14 protein-coding genes are annotated in these 22,782 nt (G+C 38.9%); 13 read left to right on the top strand and 1 reads right to left on the bottom strand.

Annotated features, from left to right (window positions below; genetic code table 11):
• Positions 1–632 precede the first annotated feature (632 nt).
• Positions 633–3,059, top strand: coding sequence for a T9SS type A sorting domain-containing protein (locus JIV24_RS19085; protein WP_200466679.1), 2,427 nt, complete (start codon positions 633–635; stop codon positions 3,057–3,059).
• Between the two features lie 75 nt (positions 3,060–3,134).
• Here JIV24_RS19085 and JIV24_RS19090 read toward each other — a convergent pair whose 3' ends face one another.
• A complete protein-coding gene (locus JIV24_RS19090) occupies positions 3,135–3,368 on the bottom strand; it encodes a hypothetical protein (RefSeq protein WP_200466680.1) in 234 nt (77 codons plus the stop codon).
• 431 nt (positions 3,369–3,799) lie between these two features.
• On the opposite strand from JIV24_RS19090, the gene JIV24_RS19095 reads away from it, so the two are divergent.
• The 12 genes from JIV24_RS19095 to JIV24_RS19150 all read left to right on the top strand — a co-directional run bounded on the left by JIV24_RS19095 (position 3,800) and on the right by JIV24_RS19150 (position 22,266).
• Positions 3,800–5,368 carry a sulfatase family protein gene (locus JIV24_RS19095; protein WP_200466681.1) on the top strand — a complete coding sequence of 523 codons (1,569 nt, stop codon included), beginning with the start codon at positions 3,800–3,802 and terminating at the stop codon, positions 5,366–5,368.
• A 10-nt stretch (positions 5,369–5,378) separates the two neighbouring features.
• Entirely contained in the window at positions 5,379–7,637 is a 2,259-nt protein-coding gene (locus JIV24_RS19100) for a right-handed parallel beta-helix repeat-containing protein (RefSeq protein ID WP_200466682.1), read from the top strand.
• Between the two features lie 194 nt (positions 7,638–7,831).
• Positions 7,832–8,050 carry a DUF1565 domain-containing protein gene (locus tag JIV24_RS19105; RefSeq protein ID WP_200466683.1) on the top strand — a complete coding sequence of 73 codons (219 nt, stop codon included), beginning with the start codon at positions 7,832–7,834 and terminating at the stop codon, positions 8,048–8,050.
• 156 nt (positions 8,051–8,206) lie between these two features.
• On the top strand, positions 8,207–10,327 hold the full coding sequence (locus tag JIV24_RS19110; RefSeq protein ID WP_200466684.1) for a T9SS type A sorting domain-containing protein: 2,121 nt from the start codon (positions 8,207–8,209) through the stop codon (positions 10,325–10,327).
• 155 nt (positions 10,328–10,482) lie between these two features.
• Positions 10,483–12,093 carry an alpha-L-fucosidase gene (locus JIV24_RS19115; protein WP_200466685.1) on the top strand — a complete coding sequence of 537 codons (1,611 nt, stop codon included), beginning with the start codon at positions 10,483–10,485 and terminating at the stop codon, positions 12,091–12,093.
• Positions 12,094–12,129: 36 nt separating this feature from the next.
• The gene (locus tag JIV24_RS19120) at positions 12,130–13,668 is read left to right on the top strand and encodes an alpha-L-fucosidase (RefSeq protein WP_200466686.1); all 1,539 of its coding nucleotides are present in this window, start codon (positions 12,130–12,132) and stop codon (positions 13,666–13,668) included.
• A gap of 60 nt (positions 13,669–13,728) precedes the next feature.
• Entirely contained in the window at positions 13,729–15,048 is a 1,320-nt protein-coding gene (locus JIV24_RS19125) for an endonuclease/exonuclease/phosphatase family protein (RefSeq protein ID WP_200466687.1), read from the top strand.
• Positions 15,049–15,067: 19 nt separating this feature from the next.
• On the top strand, positions 15,068–16,636 hold the full coding sequence (locus JIV24_RS19130; protein ID WP_200466688.1) for a sulfatase family protein: 1,569 nt from the start codon (positions 15,068–15,070) through the stop codon (positions 16,634–16,636).
• A 105-nt stretch (positions 16,637–16,741) separates the two neighbouring features.
• Entirely contained in the window at positions 16,742–18,370 is a 1,629-nt protein-coding gene (locus JIV24_RS19135) for a sulfatase family protein (RefSeq protein WP_200466689.1), read from the top strand.
• Between the two features lie 122 nt (positions 18,371–18,492).
• Complete coding sequence (locus JIV24_RS19140; RefSeq protein ID WP_200466690.1) at positions 18,493–19,077, top strand: transposase; 585 nt, start codon at positions 18,493–18,495, stop codon at positions 19,075–19,077.
• Between the two features lie 505 nt (positions 19,078–19,582).
• The gene (locus JIV24_RS19145; protein WP_200466691.1) at positions 19,583–21,352 is read left to right on the top strand and encodes an arylsulfatase; all 1,770 of its coding nucleotides are present in this window, start codon (positions 19,583–19,585) and stop codon (positions 21,350–21,352) included.
• 50 nt (positions 21,353–21,402) lie between these two features.
• The gene (locus tag JIV24_RS19150) at positions 21,403–22,266 is read left to right on the top strand and encodes a glycerophosphodiester phosphodiesterase family protein (RefSeq protein ID WP_200466692.1); all 864 of its coding nucleotides are present in this window, start codon (positions 21,403–21,405) and stop codon (positions 22,264–22,266) included.
• Positions 22,267–22,782 lie beyond the last annotated feature (516 nt).

The raw sequence follows: 22,782 nt of genomic DNA on the forward strand, positions 1-22,782 counted from the left end.
CAGATGGGATGGTTTTTGGAAACATTTTTCTGACGTATACTACACTAAAAATGCTGCGTAATATGAGAACTGCACCCGAATGATTTAAGTTCCATTGTGTTAATGGTATTTCTTTCATCAGTAATAATACAGCCTAAGTTTAAGTGCATTTAGTTCTATATTTGGCTGTTTTTATGATCATATTCATCAAAAATAATTAATAAGAGCTTATTACTAAAATTAATGAATCAATGTAGCCACGTAATAATCTACTTCTTATCATTGCCTACTTCAGTTATAAATATGGTCGTTCCTAAAGGAGATCCCTCAAAAAACACTGTCCCGGCTATAGCAAGAGCTGTTCGAGTCATTTGCTTATTAATATTATAGTTTAGTATGCTTTAATTCAAAACCAAGCTCAATAACCAAGGCTTCAAAACGACATTTCGTAGATCAAGGACAAAACAACGCAAGCAAATCTAATAGTAAATAACATTCTACCAACATCCATACTTTATACGTTAAGTCCCTTATAGAGTCAGCAATCTAAATAACTCAATGTAACATTCCCAACAGTGATTGTGAGATTTATGACATAAGGAATCGTCAATGAGATATAGCTTACGCATCATAAATCAACAAATTAAAATCAGATGAGAACACACATACTCTTATTTATGATATTAATGATGGGCTGGCACATTTCGGCACAAAAAACATTATATATTTCATCGGCATCAGGGAATGACAACAACAATGGTCTTTCGAGTGAAACGCCTTTAAAAAGCATTAAAACAGCATTACTTCAGTTCAATGCCACCGAGGGTGGCACTTGTTATTTGATGGAAGGGGTATATCAAGAGGAGATTATTTTAAATGGCAAAAATGACATTACCATAATGCCCTACCAAGGAGCAAACGTAGTAATGGATGGTACAGAAATAATTACTGCCAGCTGGAATGCCGTATCGGGTATGCCCAATGTATTTCGAGCTGTAGTGGATAAAGACATGTGGCAACTATTTGTTAATAATAAGGAACAAATAATGGCGCGATGGCCCAATACTACATTTGATAATGATGAAATATATCATCACGAAAAATGGGCAGTATGTGATAATGGTTCTGCCTATGGAACCGTTGACAACATTAAATCAAATGGCCATGGTTACGATTTCCCAGCCAGCCTAAACAAGAATATCAGTGGAGGAATGGTTGTCTATAATTTTGGATCATTCAAAACCTGGGCTTCTGCAATAACAAGCGATATTTCAAATAATGGTTTTACATACAGCACAAGTGACAATGGCTCTACAAACGGACAATTAAGAAGCAAACACCGCTATTATTTCATCGAAGGTAAGCTGCATTTATTGGATGCTGAAAACGAATGGTTCTTTCAAGAAGAAAATGGCACCAGATATGTTTATGCCTGGAGTAAAACAGGCGACGGTAGCGATCTAAACCATGAGGATGCCATTATCCGAGGCAAAGTTCAAAGCTATGCCTTTGATATACGTAATGCATCAAATGTGGTGATTGAAGGTATTAAGTTTTTTGGCACAACTGTTCGTTTGCAAGCATGTGAATACACTAGCGTTAACAACTGTGTGTTTAGTTACCCAAATTACTCAAAGCGAATGCTTAAATCCCCTAAACCTCCTTTAGTCACTTCAATTGATCAGGACATTAATAGTGGTGCACTTGGGAATGCAGGCATCAGTTCGTATTGTACCTTTGAAGGAAACGTATTTGAATACACCGATGGAGAAGCGTTTGTGGCTGCCGGAAATAATCATGTTTTTCATAACAATTACATGCATCATATTGATTGGTCATGTGCTAATACACAAAGTCTTGGTTTAACAGTGTATGTGAAAGGAAATGATTTTGAATTCTCTAATAACATACTGCATACGACGGGTGCATCAGCCACTTTAAATCTAGGAAACCGTTCTAAAGTACTTTTTAACGATATGTCAAATACAGGTTATGCCCAAAGCGACGGCTCTGTTGTGCAACACACCACAGCTTCGGTAAAAGGCTCCGAAACCGCTTACAACTGGATACATGATACAGGCAAATATGGTTTTCGTTTTGATGCGCCGGCTTCCACTCCCTGTAAAGCCGGTGAATATGGTTTATCGCACCATAATGTCATCTGGAATATTGGCGACCCTAATGATAATACTGGTGGTATTGGCATGATGATTAAGGGTGATCATCAACAAACATATAACAATACTGTTTTCAATTGCTTAAAAACAGATATACTAATAATAGATGAAGGATGTAGTGATAGCGATAATTCAACAAATGGTAATTCTTTCACGCAAAATAACCTGACTGATTTTATTACTGGTCATCGAACAAATGTATACAACAATGCTGGTGATATACCGGGAGTTGTGACCAATAATGTAAGCCAATGGAAAGATGATGTACCAGGTGCAAGTACAACTAATGTTAACTATGACATAAGCAATTTCAAACTAAGCAAAGCTGTCTATCATTATTTTCCAGGCGCATCAAATGATGCTAATGCTGTAGAATATGATGCCAATAATGTAGTGATTAACAGGGCTAATTATGATTTCCGCCCCAAAACAGGCCAGGCTAATATTATTGATGCAGGGTATGAAATTCTGAGCAGTAAGCTGTTTAATCAAGGTGAGGCTGATAGCAACATTACCAATAGTAACCTTAACCCATCTGTAAACGCACCCGATATTGGCGCCTACGAAGTGGGTGGTACTGTTTGGGTGCCGGGTATCGATTTTGAACCGGACACATACCCATGGAAATGGCCCTTTGAGGAAGAGTCTAGCAACATTTTCACACCCGAACACTCTCTTGATGCCAAATTATTCCCGGTACCGGTTCACAATGGGCAATTACTAACTGTTCAGTCGGATCAACGCATTAAAAGCATATCTATTTATAACTTAAATGCTCAGAAAGTATTAGTAATCTATGATCGTAATACAATACCGACACAAGGCTTAAAGCCGGGTTCATATATCGTGCATATTCAATCAGATAATAATCAAATCACTAGTCAGAAATTACTGATTCTATAATACCCGTTTGAACATACTAAAAAAGGTAGCTATCGATTGATGGCTACCTTTTTTAATGTGTATATCATTACAAATCTAAATATCGGAAAAGTGTGTAATATATTTACCTCCTCTATAATTAATTACAATCAAATACATCTTGCTTATTACATTTGATGAAGCCAAAAATTCATCAAATGAGTGAGCTTTCACAATACATTTGCCACTTTCTAAATCAAATATATTCAAGTGCTCTATATTCTGAATTTCACTCTTTTTAATAAACTCTCTTACAGTCTGTCCTCCCGCCACCTTATTAGATTTTTCCATATCAAGCTCCTTGTTAGTACCTATTCAAATTGTATAGTCTAAAAATACGAGATTAGGATTATAGCTAATATAATGCTCCGCACATTCACTATTAAAAATATCACAACATCACATTTTTCAGTAGTATTAAATTTAGTAACACACTTTTTCTTTCTTCTTAATCACTTGTGCAATTCTTGCATAAACTAATACAGATAGCACCACTTCAGCCGAAGACAAATATTCAACATTTTCGACAGAAAGAAAATACCAACAAAATAACAAGCTTATAAGATTGATACACTGATGTTTTAATTAAGCAAAAGTCAACTACAATTTCTTGAGACTGATTCTATTTCCTTTGGAACCAACAAACAAACCAGACAATATATATTCGTATTTGTGAACTAACAACTTTCACATTTCTTGAAATAATGACTAATCAATATATAATGAAACAATTTAATTACATCTGCTTAATGGCACTATTATTAGTTAGTGCATCGGCAAGCTCCGCTTCAAAATCAAAAAGTGCAACAAAATCAAAGCCCAATATTTTATGGATAATGAGCGATGATCATACGGCCAACACCATAAGTAGTTATCAAATGCGTTTTGCGGAGGCGCTAAAAACCCCAAATATTGACAGGTTAGCCAATGAAGGTGCCCTACTCAATAACTGTTTTGTTACCAATTCCATATGCACACCAAGCCGTGCAACTATTATGACAGGACAGTATGGACATAAAAATGGAGTATATACCTTATGGGATGATTTACGTGTAGAAGATGAAACCATTGCTACTTTACTTCAAAAAAACGGTTATGAAACAGCCATGATAGGCAAATGGCATTTGCACACTCAACCTCAAGGTTTTGATTATTATAGTGTATTACCAGGACAAGGTTTATACCATAAACCTGTTTTTAAAGAATCTGGCACTAAGTGGACCAAAGGCAAGGAGGGTAAAGAGTATGAAGGATATGTAACTGATGTTATCACTGATAACTCATTAAAATGGCTAGATGAGCGTAAGGGAGAAGAGCCTTTCTTTTTAATGCTTCACCATAAAGCACCTCACGGTTTATGGGAGTACGCAGAGCGTCATGCACATTTATTCGAGAACGAAACAATACCTGAACCCAAAAGCTTATACGAAGATAAGTCACATCGCTCTGAAGGTTCAAAAGCCTTTGGTCGCGACATGCTTAACTTGTCGCAACGCATGTATGATGGTAAGCGTGGTAAAGACTATCCGACAGGAAAATTAAATATTGAAGGCATGAGCGACAAGGAACGAATAGCTGCCGCTTATCAAAAATACATGAAAGACTATTTACGTGTTGTTACTGCCATAGATGAGAATGTGGGTCGTGTGCTGGATTATTTAGATGAGAATGGTTTGGCAGAGAACACCATTGTTGTATACACATCGGATCAAGGCATGTTCTTAGGCGAACACAGTTATTACGACAAACGATGGATGTATGACGAATCGCTAAAAATGCCTTTTTTAATTCGTAAAGCAGATGAAATAAAAGCAGGCACTCAGTGTGATGACATGGTAACTAATCTTGACTTTGCTGAATTAATTTTAGACTATGCAGAAGTCAAGATTCCCGAATCAATGCAAGGACGTAGTTTCAGGACTAACTTAGTAGGTAAAACGGCCAGAGACTGGCCTACTTCAATGTATTACCACTACTGGATGCATTTTCAGCCATCTGCTGTACCGGCGCATTTTGGGGTACGTACACATGATTATAAACTGATCTTTTATTACGGTCGCGGACTAGGATTAAATGGCACCACTGAAGGATGGGAATCGCCACTGGGATGGGAGTTATACGACCTTAAGAATGACCCTTATGAGCTTAATAACCTCTATGGCCAAAAAAGCTACAAACAAATTACTGAAAGTTTGAAGGAGGAATTACAGAATCTTCAAAAGCAATATGAAGTAAACATCAACCATTTCCCTGAATTAGAAAAAGTAATTAACGAAAACTGGAACAATTAAACCAAGTGATATGATTAAAAAAGCATTAACAGGTCTGGCGCTTGTTGCATTCTTATTTTCGAATGTAGCTGCTAAAGACTATTATCTGTCCCCAAACGCAAAAGCGGGCAATGGAACCATCGAGCAACCTTTTGCTTCACTTAACGAAGTACAGATCGCCATTCGTTCCGACATAAGCACTGGTCTTAAAGAAGATATAAATGTATACTTAAGAGGTGGTTCATATCGCCTTAGTGAAACATTTGTTCTTGGACTGAATGATACGCATATGGATGGCTACACAGTCAGTTTTAAAGCCTACAAAGATGAAGAGCCTGTGATAACGTCGGGAGTGGCCATTAAAAACTGGACAAAGCTTAAGCAGTTGCCGACACACGCCGCTTCAAAGGCACAAGGCAACTTGTGGGTTGCTGATTTGCCAGAAGGACTAGGAGCATTTAAAGCTTTATTTGACGGCGACAAACGCCTGACCAGAGCCAAGAGCGAGCCATGGATTCCAGCTGAGCCCTCAAAATCAATCGAGCAAAGCGATAGCCGTAATGTACACCATAACAAAGACCGTTATGCCTTGCGTATGGTACCTGATGTAAACGGCATTATGCGCGAATGGGAGAATATTTCTGATGTTGAGTGTATCTTCAATCCTGTGCCGTGGAACCTGATGAGCATCCAACTTGAAAGTGTGGATACTGAAAACAAAATGGGCTGGCTGGCTTTTGAAGCCAATGCTCAAGTTGGAACGAAGAATCCGCATCATGCACCGGCATTTGTTTATTTAGAAAACGCCATTGACTTTCTTGATGAACCAGGAGAATGGTGTGTTAACACAGTAGAAAAGAAAATTTACTATTGGCCTGAAAACGGACAACCATCTACTACTATAGAAGCTCCAGCACTAATGGAGTTGGTTCGTGTTGAGGGAAAAATACGTTACGATTTGGCAAGTGATATTCCAGCTAAGAATTTTCATTTCGAAGGTCTTACATTCACCAAAGCAGATCGCACAGTATGGTACAAAAACCATAAAGGATGGGGCATACAGCATGATTGGGATACCTTTGATTATGGCAATGCTTTATTACGTTTTCGTGGTGCGGAAAACTGCTCAGTAAATGCCTGTCGTTTTACCAATAGTGGTGGTTCTGCTGTTCGTTTAGATTTACACGCACAGAATATATCCATATCAAATAATTACATCGATTATGTGGGACACATGGGTGTATTGCTAGCTGGTTATGGTCCGGGCACAAAGTATGTCAATAAAAACAACACCATTCATAACAACATCATTCACCATTGTGGTGAACTTGTATGGCACGGTCATGGTATCTTTCTATGGCAAAGTGGCGATAACAAAATAACCAACAACTGGATTCATGACGTACCACGTAAAGCCATTGGTGTAGCAGGTGTGCGTTGCCAGATACTGATGAAGCCTTGGTCTGATTTTGATGAGGCTTCTCGCACTATTCGCTGGAATGAGATTGAAGCAACTGCCGATTCTACTTTAGATGCACAGCAGCGTTATTTCCCCTATTTACATGCTCGCAACAACCTAATTAAGGATAACAAAGCAACACGAACGATGCTTAAACTATCCGATGGCTCAAGCATTAATATCTCTGGTGCAGGAGCAGGAAATATCGTTGATCACAACCTACTGTACGATTTGTTATACACTGGTTTTCGAACCGATGACTGGCAGGACGAAACCATTACACGTAATAATATAGTATGGAACTGCGGTGGTAATGCTTATATCTTTAAAGGTCACAATCAATTATACAACAACATAGCTGTTAATGTTAAAAAAGCGGTTCACATGCGTGCTTATCCGCAGCAGTCCTTTATTCCGGGAGCTGTTATCCGTAATAACATTTTCATGAGCAACGTGGAGGGATTTGAAATATACAAGCCTGCTGGTTGGCCTAAGAACATGAACTTACAGAAACCGGGTAAAAAGAAAATGCCTTACGAGTACATTGTTGAAAACAATGTATACTATGCTGAAGGTGCTAATGAGTTTTTAGCTACTCAAAAAGCTGAAGGCATTGAGCAAGGCACTGTAGTTGCCGATCCTTTATTCTACAATGTTGAAAAAGGAGATTTCCGTTTAAAGAAAAAATCTCCTGCCTTAAAAAGCGGTTTCAAACCATTTGATGTAAGTTTCGATTCTTTTGGTGTAGATAAGTCCTACCCTGATAAATTCAGAAAATTGGATAATGAAGTATTAAAAACTAAATCGTCTGCATTTCATCCAATTCACTAATGGATCTTTTTAGGATCACATAATAACATGCATCTTGCAAAGATGCTGCTATCCATAATACGCAAAGGCCCGCACTATATAGTGTGGGCCTTTTTCATTTGATGATGCAAAATCCGTACTAGAAAATGTTGAATATAGCAGATAGGCTTGCTTCAAAACAACATAGATTCGGTTCAAAATTACATTCGGATACTATGAAAGCACTCTACCTTCTTATCTTTCTATCAATAGCCACTAAAACGGTTTGTTCTCAAGAATTATTTGTTTCACCCACTGGCAATGACAATTATGCAGGTACTAAAAACGAACCGCTAAAGACCTTGTCCAAAGCATTAAGCTTAAGCTCTCAAGGCACTATTTATCTGTTAGAAGGAAACTATAAACAGTCAACAATTATATCCAACAAAAATTGAACAGAAGAAAATCCAATAATTATCTCTGCCTATCCCGACCATCAGGTCATTTTTGATGGTACTCAACCTGTAGAAACACCATGGGAACACCTGGGAAACAACATCTATAAGACGACACCGGGATTTACACCATGGCAACTATTTGAAGATGGCAATATGCTAAATGCAGCACGCTGGCCAAACGTAGATGGCTTTATCGAAGATGAACAGCCGGTTTCTGCGACCCCACTAGCCAATTCTATTTGGGACCAGGCAGGCACTTGGGGAAAATCAAGTGCATCCAGCACCAACGGAAAAATGATTGATGACGGCACGCATAATCTTGCAGCATTAAATATTGACTTGGATGACGCCATTGCCATTTTAAATACTGGCTCTTTCAAAACAACCTATGCACCAATCACATCACACTATGTTGGAGATAATTTCTTCACCTACGATGCTGCCATCAGCGATAAATTTGTGACCTGGCAAAAACCAGAAAAAGCTTACTACTATCTGGAAGGCAAACTGGAGCTGCTCGACCATCCAGGTGAATGGTACTACGACACTGGTGGTAGTTTATATGTTTATACAAAAGATGCACAGTCGCCAAACAACAAACTTATAGAGGGGAAAATGCAATCCTATGGCATTGAAATGAGTAACTGTAGTCACATTCATATTAAAGGCATTCAATTCAGGGGCACAACCATAAAAGGAACTGATTGCCAATACCTAAACATTGAAGACTGCCATTTTAAATACCCTTCCTACTCCAAACGCATGCTGCGTGAATTTGGTGAATACAACGACGTCACACTATTCTCAGGAAAAAACAAAACCGATAGCATTACCATTCGCAACAATGTGTTTGAATACAGCGAGGGTGAGGCATTAGTTATACATGGTAAAAACCACCTCATTGAAAATAACCTGGTGCGCCATATTGACTTTAGCTGCGCCAACCTATACAACATCGGCAGTACTATTTCCTTTATCTGCGATAACTCTGTTTTCAGAAATAACACACTTTATGTGGCTGGAGCTTCTGAAACGCTTCTGCCCGGAAGTCATAACCTTATAGAATATAACGAAGCCTGGAGTACGGCACACTTGCAAAATGATGGTGCTATTATTCAATTAATGGTTACTCCTGCCATAGGTACCATATCGCGTTACAACTGGTTACACGATAATGTAAGAAATGGTTTTCGTATGGATGGTTCACTCGATGTAGGTAATACAGGCCAAGCTGGTAGTTGGGACGCCTGGGGTAAGCAAACAAAAGGAAGGATATATGGTAATGTTATCTGGAATTGCCCAAACGGTTTGATGATAAAAGGTGATTATCACCAGGTGGTGAACAACACCGTTTTTAATAATTCCACTTCTGATATTGTCATGATTAACCCAAAGCCACATGGCGCCAATCAAAATTCAATATGCCGCAATAACTTGGGTGACTTAATCTCAGGTTTTCGAGGTGGACGTACACCTGACGAATACCCACTCCCACCGCTATCCGACCATAATAGGAATGGCTATAATGAAGATGAAAAGGCTGAAGATTTGCTGATGGATGTTGCCAATCGCGACTTTAGACCTAAACCTAATAGCCTCCTCATTGATGCCGGAAGTTCAGATATCAATACTGACATCATAATTGAACATCCTTTTGACGGTGACACCTATGATATTGGCGCTTACGAAGCTGAAGGCAATTATTGGATACCAGGTTATCAGTCTGGTAAATGTAGTAATCCTGTGCCGGCACATCAATCCAATAGCAATGCAAGCAAGGCAATGCTGGCCTGGAAACCGGCTTATCAATCAGAATCTTTCAATGTGTATTTTGGAACATCTGCCACAGCGGTTGAAAATGCCTCAACAGCATCTGATGAGTTCATCGGCAACTTTAAAACAGCAACAGTACATTCTGTAAATACCCTTGCAAATACAAGCTACTACTGGCGAGTCGATGCCATAACTCCATCGAGTACTATTAAAGGTGATGTGTGGGAGTTTACAGCCAATGTTTCAACTGATGTTAGCATTACGCGCAGAAATAAAGCAAGCCTTAAAGCTTTTCCTAATCCAACAGGCGGAAACATCGTAATATCGGGTATTATACAGCCATGCTCTTACTCCATATTTAACATTCAAGGTGAAATATGTGCAAAAGGCGAGTTCTCAAATATAAATGAGACCCTGACATTAGAATACCTCTCAGAAGGAATTTACTTTCTTATTGACGAATCAGGCTTATTCAATCCAATAAAGATAATCAAGAAATAGAACACTACTACATTAATTATCTTAGACTTAGAGCCAAGATGCCACATATAACTAATAAGAAGCAATCCCAAACAAATTATTGACACCCTAACAATATTTGATAAAACTCCTCTACAAGCAATATTTAAGATATTGTGCTTACAAAATTACCAACTATGAAAAAATTGAATTTATTACTTATTCTTTCCGCTTTCTTATGCATCCACGCATCTGCACAAGAATCAACAAGTGACAAGGATAAAGTTAAACAATATGAAGCCAATTGGGAATCATTGCGTCAACACCAGGTACCACAATGGGCTCAGGATGCCAAATTTGGTATTTATGCCCATTGGGGAGTATACACTCAAAATGGCGATTGGGAACACACAAAACGAAACTGGGGTAACTATTACATTACTGGATACAAAGGTTATTATTCAACCAGTGACTCCAATGAACAACGTCTGTTGTTTGAAAAGCACATCGGTAATGTAAAAGAAGGCATTGGTTATAAGGATATGGCCAAACAGTTTAAGGCTGAAAAGTTTGATCCTGTCTACTGGGCTGATATTATTGAAAAGTCAGGCGCTAAATATGCTGGCATGTGCGCGGTTCATCACGATGGCTATTTAATGTGGGACAGCGAACACACTGATTTATGTGCAGGTAAAACAGGGCCTGAAAGAGATTTAAATGGCGAACTGTTAGCTGAACTTAAGAACAGAGGAATTAAAACCATAGCTTCCTTTCACCATGGACGAACTGTTAAGCATTTTGAAAAAGTAGTTAAAACACTGAAAGCTGACGAACGTTTCGCCAATGCCGATTTATTAAACGAAGACTATTATAACTACTACTGGTACTTAGGTGGTCGGGAACGTTTTACTGATAAGAGATTGGCAATAACGAAAGAATTCATCGATAAATACTCACCTGATGTACTATGGTTTGATGGTGGCGGAGGTAAGTATGACACTGAGAATATACTCGCTCACTTTTTTAATGATGGCTTAAAGCACAACAAAGAAGTGTGTGTTCATAACAAAGGAAACTTCGGAAAGAACTTTGGCTTATACAGCTACGAAAATGGACACAAGCGTCCGTCCTATGTGGATTGGCCATGGGAAGATGATACGCCAAGTGGAACGGGTTGGTGTGACTGGCAATGGGATAAAAACATGGAATACAAAAAATCAGAAGATGTCATTCGTCGTCTGGTTGATTTAGTTTCACGAAATGGCGGCCTCTTACTGTCCATGAATCCACGCCCCGATGGATCTTTCGACAAAGGACAAGAAGACTTATTACTAGGTATTGGAAAGTGGCTGAAGCAAAATGGAGAAGCCATCTACGCTACTCGCCCCTGGACCATCATTGGTGAAGGCCACATGGAAGATTTGTTCTATTATCAGCTCAATCCAGGCAATGGCGCCAAGTCAAGAGCAATACAACCTAACACCGCATTATTTGACCACACAGATATTCGCTTCACTACTAATAACAATATCCTATATGCTACAACTTTAGGAGTTACCAAGGCTGATCATGTACTAATCAAATCCTTAAATTCTAGCACTAATATTTCAAGCATTAACAAAATTGAATCGGTTGAATTACTTGGACATGGCAAAGTGAAGTACAAGCGTGAAAAAACTGGTTTACGCATCGCACTGCCCAAAGAGTTACCTAATAATGTGGCCTTATCATTTAAAATAAAAATTAAAGGCCAATTAGAAAAACGTCAGGAACTAGGAACCAACGATGTGATTCCGGCGCAAACTTAAGAACCTAAGATTTTCAAAATACTAATCACAATTCAGATGATAAAAATTTTAAAAACAGGTGTTGCTCTATTAGCTCTTACAGCGCTTGCTGCCTGCAACACACCAAAAGAAAAAACAACAGAAAAGCCCTATGAGGCTACATGGGAATCATTGGCCAAAGCCAAACCAGCTACCTGGTGGGATCAAGGTAAATTCGGGATCTTTATTCACTGGGGACCATACAGTGTTGCAGGATACAAAGACCGTAACAAAGGTTATGCTGAGGCCATCACCAACCACATGTACAAGATGCCGGAACGTTATGAAGAATTCTTTATGGAGAAATTCGGGGCCAAGCCACCTGAGTTTGGGTACAAAGATTGGGTAAACTTATACAAAGCAGAAAACTACGATCCTACAGCTTGGGCAAAACTTTTTAAAGAAGCCGGTGCCACATACGTGATACCAACCGGAGAGCACCACGATGGCTTTGTTAACTGGGACTCTGACTTAACCGAATGGTGTGCTACCAAGAAAGGTCCAATGCGCGATTTAATTGGCGATTTGGAAAAAGCTGTTCGTGCTGAAGGCATGAAGTACGGTATCTCATACCACCGTGAGCGTCATCCAAGTCGATTTACTTTAGATTTCAAGGTCAACGATCAACCATTTGATCAAGTGGCAGAAGAGATCAAGCGCATGCCTGAGGCTGCTGACTTATACGGTCCATTCGACTATTCCGATGAGTTTATTGCCGATTATGTAGCACGTTGGAAAGAAGCAGAGCAGAAATACAATCCTGATTTTATGTGGATTGACGATGTACCTATTTTCTATAAGGCAGAAGGTGATCCGCAGGTTATCAAGTTTCAAAATGCCTTTAAGGGAATGATTGCTGATTATCTGAATGATGCCCATGCCAAAGGGAAAGAAGTGTATTTCAACAATAAAGGACGCCAAACAAACTGGCCCGATGGTGTTGGATGTCGCGAAAAAGACAATCTTCAAATGGACACTATCGGTCCTCGCTGGCAAAACCCGGCAACTCTAGGTATATCATACGCCTATATGCACAACGAGGAGGTTAATGATCTGTATAAAACACCATCTGAGTTGGTTCGTTTATTGGTGGATGTAGTGAGTAAAAACGGTAACCTACTTTTAAATATTGGTCCAAAAGCTGATGGAACAATTCCTGAAGGTATGCAAAAACGTCTATTAGCATTGGGAACGTGGTTAAAAAAACATGGTGAAGCCATCTATTCAACAAAGCCTTGGACTGTTTATGGTGAGTTTGCTGGTGATATTGTGGATGAACCGGAAGTACATTATAGTAATCATAGTATGCGTATCCATGAAATTGAATATCGCTACACCACAAAGCCAGGTGTGATATATGTTACAGCCTTCCAGCCTTCCAATGGTGATGCCTTGCTAACAGCATTTAAAGATTTTGATGGTTCAAAAATCAAATCCATCCAATTGATGGGTAATGGAGATATTGATTGGGACTTAAACGAGAAAGGCCTAAACCTTTTACACAACACCAATGAGGATTTTGAATACGCTTGTGTTTATAAAATATCACTAAAATAAATCAGAATCAGAGGGTGTCCTATACTTAAGGGCGCCCTTTATATTTCTTATCACAGAATCATGAGACAAACCATATCAAGCATCCTTATCTCTGTTACTTGTTTATTAAATGCTCAAATACCAAACACATCAATTAATGAGCTAAGCGTGATGACCTGGAATGTGTGGTATGGATTTTCTCAATTAGACGAATCGGCTGGCAACATACCTACAAGTCATTCATATAGTGCCACTCAATCCGAAGTGCAGCAAAAGGCTACTGACTTTTTAAGATCTTTATCACCTGATGTATTGGCCTTGCAAGAACTTAAAAATTTTGACGCAACTAAACTGTCCACTTTTGCCCAAAGCTATGGGCATAACTATTCTTACATTTTTGACCGGGATACTCAACAGCCAACGGGCATTACCTCCAAATACCCCATTGAGTTTTTGGAAGGCATTAATGGCGATTATAATGGCACCAATCTCGAAGGTACTTTCGCTGCCAAACTAAGCAATGAACCCATCGTATTCATAATAGTTCATTTAAAATCAAGCAATAAAAACCACCGTGAAAAAGAGACCAAATATGTGCTTGAACTTTATGAGAAATACATGAACCAAAACAATCATGTTATCATATTGGGTGATTTTAACTCAATGACAATTACAGACCGTACCTATGCAGAAGCCAATATTGACAAACGATTACAATATCGGATCTTCAAAAACAAATGTAACCACGAGTTAAATCGTGCTAATGAGCCGGATAACGGAATGGTTGCCTGCACCTCCTGGGATTATAGAATGATGGATCAATACTGGAACCATTCAGGTCATACCATTATTGATATTACAGATCAATATGCGACTAGAGACACTTATGAAACTAATAAACTTTGGGGAACCTTTCCCTCATCTTCAGTTGCCTTGTTTCATGATGATACCAATCTTGATCATAATGGCAATCCCACAACAAGCCATCAGCAATCAGAACATTTGGCGCGAATTGATTTTGTTCTGACAAATGAAGACTTGGCTGACTGCACAGTTGATTCTCGCATCATTCATCAATATGTAGGACCGAACAACTCAACAGTATTGATTGATGAGATGTCTGATCACTATCCTGTATTTGCTATTTTCAGGAATATTCCCGCAAATATTGATGAAGCAAAGGCTTCCATACAAGTATATCCCAACCCTGTTAACAATACGCTATATTGTGCAACCAAAGGCCAAGAGCATGCAAATTACCAGATCTACAATTTAACAGGAAGGTTGGTGAAACATGGTAACCTGGCCAATGGAAACAGCATTAACATTTCAAGCTTAGCTAAAGGCATCTATTTTCTGCAATTAAGTGAGCTTGCGACTACTAAATTCAATAAAAACTAACAATACAGATCCAATTTCTATGAAAACAATAAAATATTTTTGCATCCTTATTTTTCTCATTGGAATTTATCTACCCAATAAGGCTCAAAACAAACCTAATATCATCTACATTCTGGCCGATGATATGGGCTACGGCGATGTAAGAGCCTATAATAAAGATTGTAGATTCCCCACGCCCAATCTGGATCGCATGGCTGAGGAAGGCATGCGCTTTACTGATTTGCACACTAACTCCAGTGTGTGTACTCCTACCCGCTATGGGATTATGACAGGCCGATATTGCTGGCGTACAACAAAAAAGAATGGTGTAACCCAAGGACACAGTAAACACCTAATGTCGTTGGAACGAGAAACAGTAGCCTCATTGCTGAAGAAAGAGGGCTATAACACAGCCGTTGTGGGTAAATGGCACTTGGGTCAGGACTTTACTTTTGTGGGTGAAGCCCAATCAAGAGTTGAATCAACAGGTGAAAATGTCGATTACACACAAGCCATTAAAAACGGACCTCTTGACTTTGGTTTTGACTATTACTTTGGCATCTCAGCCTCGCTTAACATGCCTCCACATGCCTATATTGAAAACCGACAGGTCTTAGGTAACCTTACCTACCTGGCGGATAAAAAGGCCATTAAAGCAGCCGGCTTAGTTGGTGCCAAAGAAGGCTGGAAAGCTGATAATTTCACACAAGATGAAGTATTGGGTACATTCACAAGCAAGACCACTGAATGGATTAAAAAATCACACCAAGAATCGCCTGATAATCCATTCTTTGTTTACATGCCCTTAAACGCCCCGCACTCACCCATCGTGCCAAGCAAAAACTTCCAAGGCAAAAGTGGCATTGGTGAATATGGTGATTTCTGTATGGAAGTAGACTGGACTGTAGGAGAAATTTTAAAGACTTTGGATGACCTGAATATTGCAGACAATACCTTAATCATCTTCACTGCGGATAACGGTTGCTCACCGACAGCAAAATTCAAAGATTTACAAGCTCTTGGACACTATCCAAGTTACACCTTCCGGGGTTTAAAAGGAAGTGCCTGGGAAGCCGGCCACCGTGTTCCTTTTATTGTTCGCTGGCCTGAAAAAGTGAAAGGCCAAACTGTGAACGACTATAACATTTGCACAACTGACCTAATGGCTACCGTTGCTGATATTTTAGATATAGAATTGGCTGATAACACAGCAGAAGATAGTAAAAGCTTCCTTCCTGCACTAATGGGCAAAAAGCTAAATGACGTAGAAAGAGGAGGAATAGTTCACCATTCCGATGCCGGTATATTTGCGATACGTAAAGGAAAATGGAAATTGGTGTTGGCTACCAATGGCGGTACACGACGCAAGAACCCCAAAGACAAGCCAGTAATCAACCCTGCCGACATTGAGCTGTTCGACATGGAAAAAGATGCCGGCGAGACCACAAACGTTCAGCATCTTCATCCTGAAGTGGTAGATGAATTGAAAACACTTTTAGCCAAATACATTGATGAAGGCAGAAGCACAGAAGGAAATAAGCAAAAAAATGAACCGAGCAAAAGCTGGAAACAAATTGAGGTGCTTGATGGCTATGTAAAAAACTATTAACCATACATAGAGACAAAGGGAATTATATGCCATGTTAATATCTTTGAAAATACTCTGCGCCTTTGAGTCTCTGCGTTCATCTTATTAAGCTATATCATTACACCTATGAAAATTTTTAGAAATATAACCTTATTTATTTTTTCACTTTTTTGCACGACAGTCAACAGTCAGGATAAAACCAACATACTCTTCATCATGTCTGACGACCATAGTGCGGAAGCTGTTGGTGCGTATGGCAGTAGACTTGCCGTATTAAACCCTACACCAACCATCGACAAGTTGGCTGCAGAGGGCATGTTAATGCAAAATGTATTCTGCACCAACTCCATCTGTTCGCCCAGTAGAGCATCTATTTTAACTGGGCAGTATAGTGCGGTCAACGGTGTAACAACCTTAGGTGGTAAAGTACCAAAAGAAAACCAGCACCTACCAAATTACCTGAAGCAGGCAGGCTATCAGACCGCTGTAATCGGCAAATGGCATTTGAGCACACAACCCTTGGCTTTCGATTATTTTAAAGTACTAAAGAGCCAGGGTAAATATTTTAATCCGGAGTTTGAAGTAAAGGGCAGATATAAAAAAGACTTGGTTAAAGAAGAAGGTCATTCATCTGATGTCATTACCGATGAAGTGATTGACTGGCTGAAAAATAGGGATAAAACCAAACCTTTTTTTGTCAAGCATCACTTTAAAGCACCGCATGGCCCTTTTGACGCAGCACCGCGCTATAAAAGTTATTTAGCTGATGTAGAAATACCAGAGCCGTCCAGCTTATTTGAGGAAGGCAATCATGGTTCTATAGCAACCAAAGGTCATAACAGTGAGCTGAAGCCTTACATTGGTTCTTCAGTTAGTGACAGAGCTCGCCGAAGCTGTGTTGGCAACTACCTCAAGAAATCAGATTTAAAGGGAAAAGCTGCTACTAAGGAAGCATACCAAATCTATCTAAAGAAATACCTCCGCTGTATAAAAGGAGTTGACGACAATATTAAACGTGTTATTGATTACCTGAAAGAGGAAGGCATTTACAACAACACCATCATCATTTACACCAGCGACCAGGGTTTTTACTTAGGCGAGCATGATTATGTAGATAAGCGTTGGGGCTATGAAGAAGGAGCACGTATGCCCTTTATTATTCGCTACCCAAAAACAATAAAAGCCGGAAAGAAATCAGATGCCATCATTGAAAATGTTGATTTTGCCCCTACCCTTTTGGATTTTGCAGGTATTGAAACTCCGAATGTCATGCAGGGAAAAAGTTTTAAGTCTATTTTAGAATCTGGTAAAGAACCCAAAAAGTGGAAAAAAGCAGCTTACTATCATTACTGGTTGCACATGGCACACCATGAAGTACCAGCTCATATTGCCATACGAACAAAAAACCATAAGCTCATCCAATTTTACGGCGTAGCACCCAAAGGTAAGCCATACCCTCAAACACCCGCCGCCTGGGAATTATACGACCTGGTAAACGATCCGAAGGAAATGAATAATGTGTATGGACAGGAAGCTTATCTAAAAATCCAAAACCAGCTTAAAGTACAATTAAAAGACCTCAGAGCCGAATACAAAGAGGATGATCCCAAGTTTGAAATCAATAAGGTAATTGATGAGTATTGGGACTATACAAAAGCTGATTATCAAAAAGCCGTGCAGGTATCTAATGCCTTTGTCGAGAATAAAAATAATACGCCCGCAAAACCGAAAAAGAAGCCTAAAAACGATAAATAAAGGAATGGTTCATTTGCAATATTTTAAGGAACGGTTCTCTATTTACAAGATGTATAGAAAGAACCGTTCCTTAATATTTCCCTTGACTTGCATCTTTAAAGAGGCCTTTTTACCTTTACTCAATGCCATCAATTAAAACCACCACGCCCATATTACCCGGAAAATATTACCACCTATTTAACCGAGGAGCCAATAGAAAGACTATTTTCTACAACGATAAGAACTACCATTACTTTCTCTCGCTATTGAATGAACAACTGCTTGATAGAATAGAGGTATTAGCTTACTGTTTATTACCTAATCATTTTCATTTTATCATCCGAACCAATGACTCTGAGAAAGATATATCCTCATATAGAAAGGAAATGACCTCAAAATTTAAAAGCTGGTTGGTTACCTATGCTATGGCTATTAACAAACAAGAAGGTTTTGTAGGCAACTTATTCGATCCAAAGTTTAAGCGTTTAGAAATAGATGATGATGACTACTTAAAATACCTGATATTTTATACCCATTACAATCCTGAAAAGCATGAAATAATACCCGACTTCCGCAACTACACTTTCAGTTCGTACAAATCAATCCTGAGTAATGCCTCAACAAGAGTGTGCCGTTCGTCTGTTGTCGAAATTTTCAATGGTATTGACAGCTTTATTAATTACCACCAGTGCTATCATGAAGAGCGGAAGAGCTTGCTGTTGGAATAATGCTTAACAAGGAATGGTTCCTTATAAGCGCCTTGCTAAAGGGAACCGCTCCTTAGGCCTTAAAGAAGGAACGGTTCTTTCTCCCTTCTTGCAGTGAGAGAACCGTTCCGTAGTGCTTGCATTAAAAACTTTACAACAGATTTCTTAACAAGGAACGGTTCCTTATAAGCGCCATGAAAAAGGGAACCGTTCCTTAGGCGTTGATGAAGAATTCTTTCAAAATTTCGTAACATTTGTGTTACTCATAGAATATCACCCATACATAATTTAACGACACCCAACGATCATTGCTGAAACTCTCTTCTTTTAAGAGGGATTCCCCTTCTTTCACAAGCACACCAATACAAAGCCTTACCACTCTCATACAAAGACATAGCCTAATAAAAAACATAAGCCAAATACAATCAATTAACCATTGACACTTACTCAACATGTACCAAAACTGTTTTAGTTATCAATATCTCGATATTGTATTTCAATACTAACTCAAATTCCATATTTCGAGATGAAAAAATTACTGTCTTTCATATTAGTCAGCTTAATAATTTCTTCTTTAGGTTTTGCACAAAGAAACATAAAGAAGCCCAATGTCATTATCATCATGACAGACGATCAGGGAAATAATCTGGGGTGCCTCGGTAATCCCTGGTTAAAAACACCTAACATCGATAAGTTTGTCAATGAATCGGTACAACTGACCAACTTTCATCAAGCCATTATGTGTACACCATCTCGAACGGCAATGATGACCGGGAAATACTCTTTGCGCACCGGAGCATGGCGTACAAGCGTTGGTCGCAGTAATATGCGCACCGAAGAAGTAACCATAGCAGAAGTATTTAAAGAGAATGGTTATGCCACCGGACAGTTTGGAAAATGGCATTTGGGCGATACCTGGCCATTCAGAGCGCAAGACCAGGGTTTTGAAGAAACCGTAAACTTTAAATGTGGGGGCATCAGCCAGATCTCCGATTACTGGGGGAATGATTATTTTGATGATACCTACTACCATAATGGTGAGCTCAAACAATACAAAGGCTACTGCACCGATGTGTTCTTCAACGAAACCATCCGCTATGTAAACGAATGTAACGAGGAAGAAAAGCCTTTTATGATCTATCTAGCGCTTAATGTAGCGCATTTACCAGCCATTGTTGCGGAAGAATATTCTAAACCATGGATAGAAAAAGGGCACCCACAGAAACAAGCCATCTACTATGGCATGATTTCTAATCTCGATGAAAACATGGGCAGGCTCATGTCTTCGCTTGAAGAACAAGGCATCAAAGATAATACCATCATCGTGTTTACCACCGATGATGGTACTGCAGGCTATGCCGCGCAATTCAACGAAAATGAATGGCCTACTGAGCAAGGCTTTAACATGGGACAAAGGGGTGGTAAAGGCTCTCCATACGAAGGTGGGCATCGCTTATTTTCTTTCTTCCACTTCCCCAATGGCCAATTTAATACGAATGAGGTAGATGACTTAACTTCAGTCATGGACATCTTCCCTACTGTGATGGATATTTGTGATGTAAAAACCACACAGAAACTTGATCAGGATGGCTTATCATTCAAGCAGGCATTATACGGACAGCCCATAGTCGGAAACGATGGACGTCAACTATTTTTAGTGAAACTAAATCCCAATCAAGATGTGTTATTCAAACGTAACAAGTACTGCGTGATAGATGGAGATTGGCGTTGGGTTAGCCGAAGTGAACTATACAATGTAAAAGACGATCGTGCACAAAAGAACAATTTAGCTGATAAATATCCGGATAGAGTAAAAGCAATGGATGATGCTTTATTGGCATGGCTTGATAAAAACGCAGCAGATCGAGAAACGCCAGTTCGTTTTGTTCTGGGAGATGAGCAACATCCAATAATTTCATTAACAACTCAGGACTTATGGGAAAAATCAGTCTTCTCGCAAGGTCATGTGCAAAAACTGGAAAGTGGTAAAGGTCCCTGGAAAGTAAGCTTTATGAACGATGGTAGATACAAAGTGACTTTATCGCGTTATCCATTGTATACCGGATTAGCTTTTAATGCCAATACCAAAGGAAAAAACAGCAATGAATTTAAGGCTAATAAAGCCAAACTTACCATTGGTAAAAATACTTACGAAAAGGAAATTGAAGCCACAGATACGCATGTAACATTTAAAGTGAACGTAAAAGCCGGTGATACCGATCTTGAAACCTGGATTTACTCAGCCGAGAACATTACCATCCCTTCTTATTTTGTGGATGTTGAATATATAAAATAAACTATTTCAAATGAAAAGCTATTACTTACTGCTTGCTTATATACTCATTAGTGTTTCGTGCATTTCTCAAAACACCCAAAAGCTTAATCTGGAGTACCTTATACAGAACTTTAAAAAACTCTAAAAGCAAAGATATCATTGTGGTAGCTCATCGCGGCGACTGGCGAAATGCACCCGAAAACTCACTACAAGCTATACAGTACTGCATTGACATGGGTGTTGATATGGTTGAAATAGATGTACGCGAAACCAAAGATGGTCAACTGGTTTTGATGCACGATAATACAATTGACCGCACAACAAAAAAGAAAGGCAAGGTCAAGGATTATACATTGGAAGAACTCAAAACCTTTCATTTGGTGGATGGTCTGGGTATGAAAACACCTCACAAAATACCTTCTCTAGAAGAAGCACTCCTTTTGGCCAAAGGTAAAATCCTGATCAATATTGATAAGGGCTATCCGGTTTTTGAGAAATGCTACAAGGTAATGGAGCAAACAAACACCCTTAATAATGTTATTATGAAAGGAAAAAAAACAAGAGCTGATGTAGAAAAAGAATACGGGCAATACCTCGATAAAGTATATTTTATGCCACAGATAAAATTGCCAAACCCGAATGCCAAAGTAATTGTTGATGATTATCTCGAAAAGGATCCTCCAATAGCTTTTGCCTTTGGAGTACCGCAGGACACCATTCAATTCATACAATATTTTGATGATATCAGAGATAAAGGAAGTAGTGTGTGGGTTAATTCATTGTGGGAACGTCACAATGGTGGACATGATGATGAAAAAGCAGCACTTGATCCAACAGTATATGATTGGTATATCAAGAATAACATCAACATCATACAAACCGATCGTCCTCAGCTATTACTTGATTATTTAAGAACAAAAGGGCTTCATAAGTAATGAATAGCCAGGGAACGGTTCCTTATAAGCGTCTTGCTAAAGGGAACCGTTCCATAAAAAGGCCGTACCATGCCGGAAAGTAAAGCTGCATGGATTAAGCCTCCTCATCGTAAAGTCTGATGGATCTCATTTGTTTTACTTATTAAGAGCTAAACCTAAGGAATATTGACCATGGTAACCTGTATTGAATTCAGGCGGAGGATTATTTGGCTAATCATTGTGTTTTTTATAGTCCCAATTAGGTGGTTGATACTAAAAATGTTCAAAAAGAAAGTAAAATCACATTATTAGTCCATATTGTGTTATTATCAAAACGGATAGTTGCTTTAATTTGAACCAATAAGTAGTTTATTAATGAAACTTGAATGTATTTCTATCTGGTTCGTCATCTTATTCATCTACATATAGAATCACTTAAAAGCCAATTTTAAATGAATTTATCACTAGCCTCCGAAAGTCGGAATTTTAAATAGCCCTCAGAATCCTATATTTTTGTTTCGACAAAAAAACTTAAAT

Source organism: Carboxylicivirga marina (assembly GCF_016612505.1).
Classification (GTDB): Bacteria; Bacteroidota; Bacteroidia; order Bacteroidales; family Marinilabiliaceae; genus Carboxylicivirga; species Carboxylicivirga marina.

Excerpts from the sequence above, each read along its gene's own strand:
- JIV24_RS19085 (WP_200466679.1), top strand. The coding sequence starts at position 633 with ATGAGAACACACATACTCTTATTTATGATATTAATGATGGGCTGGCAC.
- JIV24_RS19090 (WP_200466680.1), bottom strand. The coding sequence starts at position 3,368 with ATGGAAAAATCTAATAAGGTGGCGGGAGGACAGACTGTAAGAGAGTTT.
- JIV24_RS19095 (WP_200466681.1), top strand. The coding sequence starts at position 3,800 with ATGAAACAATTTAATTACATCTGCTTAATGGCACTATTATTAGTTAGT.
- JIV24_RS19100 (WP_200466682.1), top strand. The coding sequence starts at position 5,379 with ATGATTAAAAAAGCATTAACAGGTCTGGCGCTTGTTGCATTCTTATTT.
- JIV24_RS19105 (WP_200466683.1), top strand. The coding sequence starts at position 7,832 with ATGAAAGCACTCTACCTTCTTATCTTTCTATCAATAGCCACTAAAACG.
- JIV24_RS19110 (WP_200466684.1), top strand. The coding sequence starts at position 8,207 with ATGCTAAATGCAGCACGCTGGCCAAACGTAGATGGCTTTATCGAAGAT.
- JIV24_RS19115 (WP_200466685.1), top strand. The coding sequence starts at position 10,483 with ATGAAAAAATTGAATTTATTACTTATTCTTTCCGCTTTCTTATGCATC.
- JIV24_RS19120 (WP_200466686.1), top strand. The coding sequence starts at position 12,130 with ATGATAAAAATTTTAAAAACAGGTGTTGCTCTATTAGCTCTTACAGCG.
- JIV24_RS19125 (WP_200466687.1), top strand. The coding sequence starts at position 13,729 with ATGAGACAAACCATATCAAGCATCCTTATCTCTGTTACTTGTTTATTA.
- JIV24_RS19130 (WP_200466688.1), top strand. The coding sequence starts at position 15,068 with ATGAAAACAATAAAATATTTTTGCATCCTTATTTTTCTCATTGGAATT.
- JIV24_RS19135 (WP_200466689.1), top strand. The coding sequence starts at position 16,742 with ATGAAAATTTTTAGAAATATAACCTTATTTATTTTTTCACTTTTTTGC.
- JIV24_RS19140 (WP_200466690.1), top strand. The coding sequence starts at position 18,493 with ATGCCATCAATTAAAACCACCACGCCCATATTACCCGGAAAATATTAC.
- JIV24_RS19145 (WP_200466691.1), top strand. The coding sequence starts at position 19,583 with ATGAAAAAATTACTGTCTTTCATATTAGTCAGCTTAATAATTTCTTCT.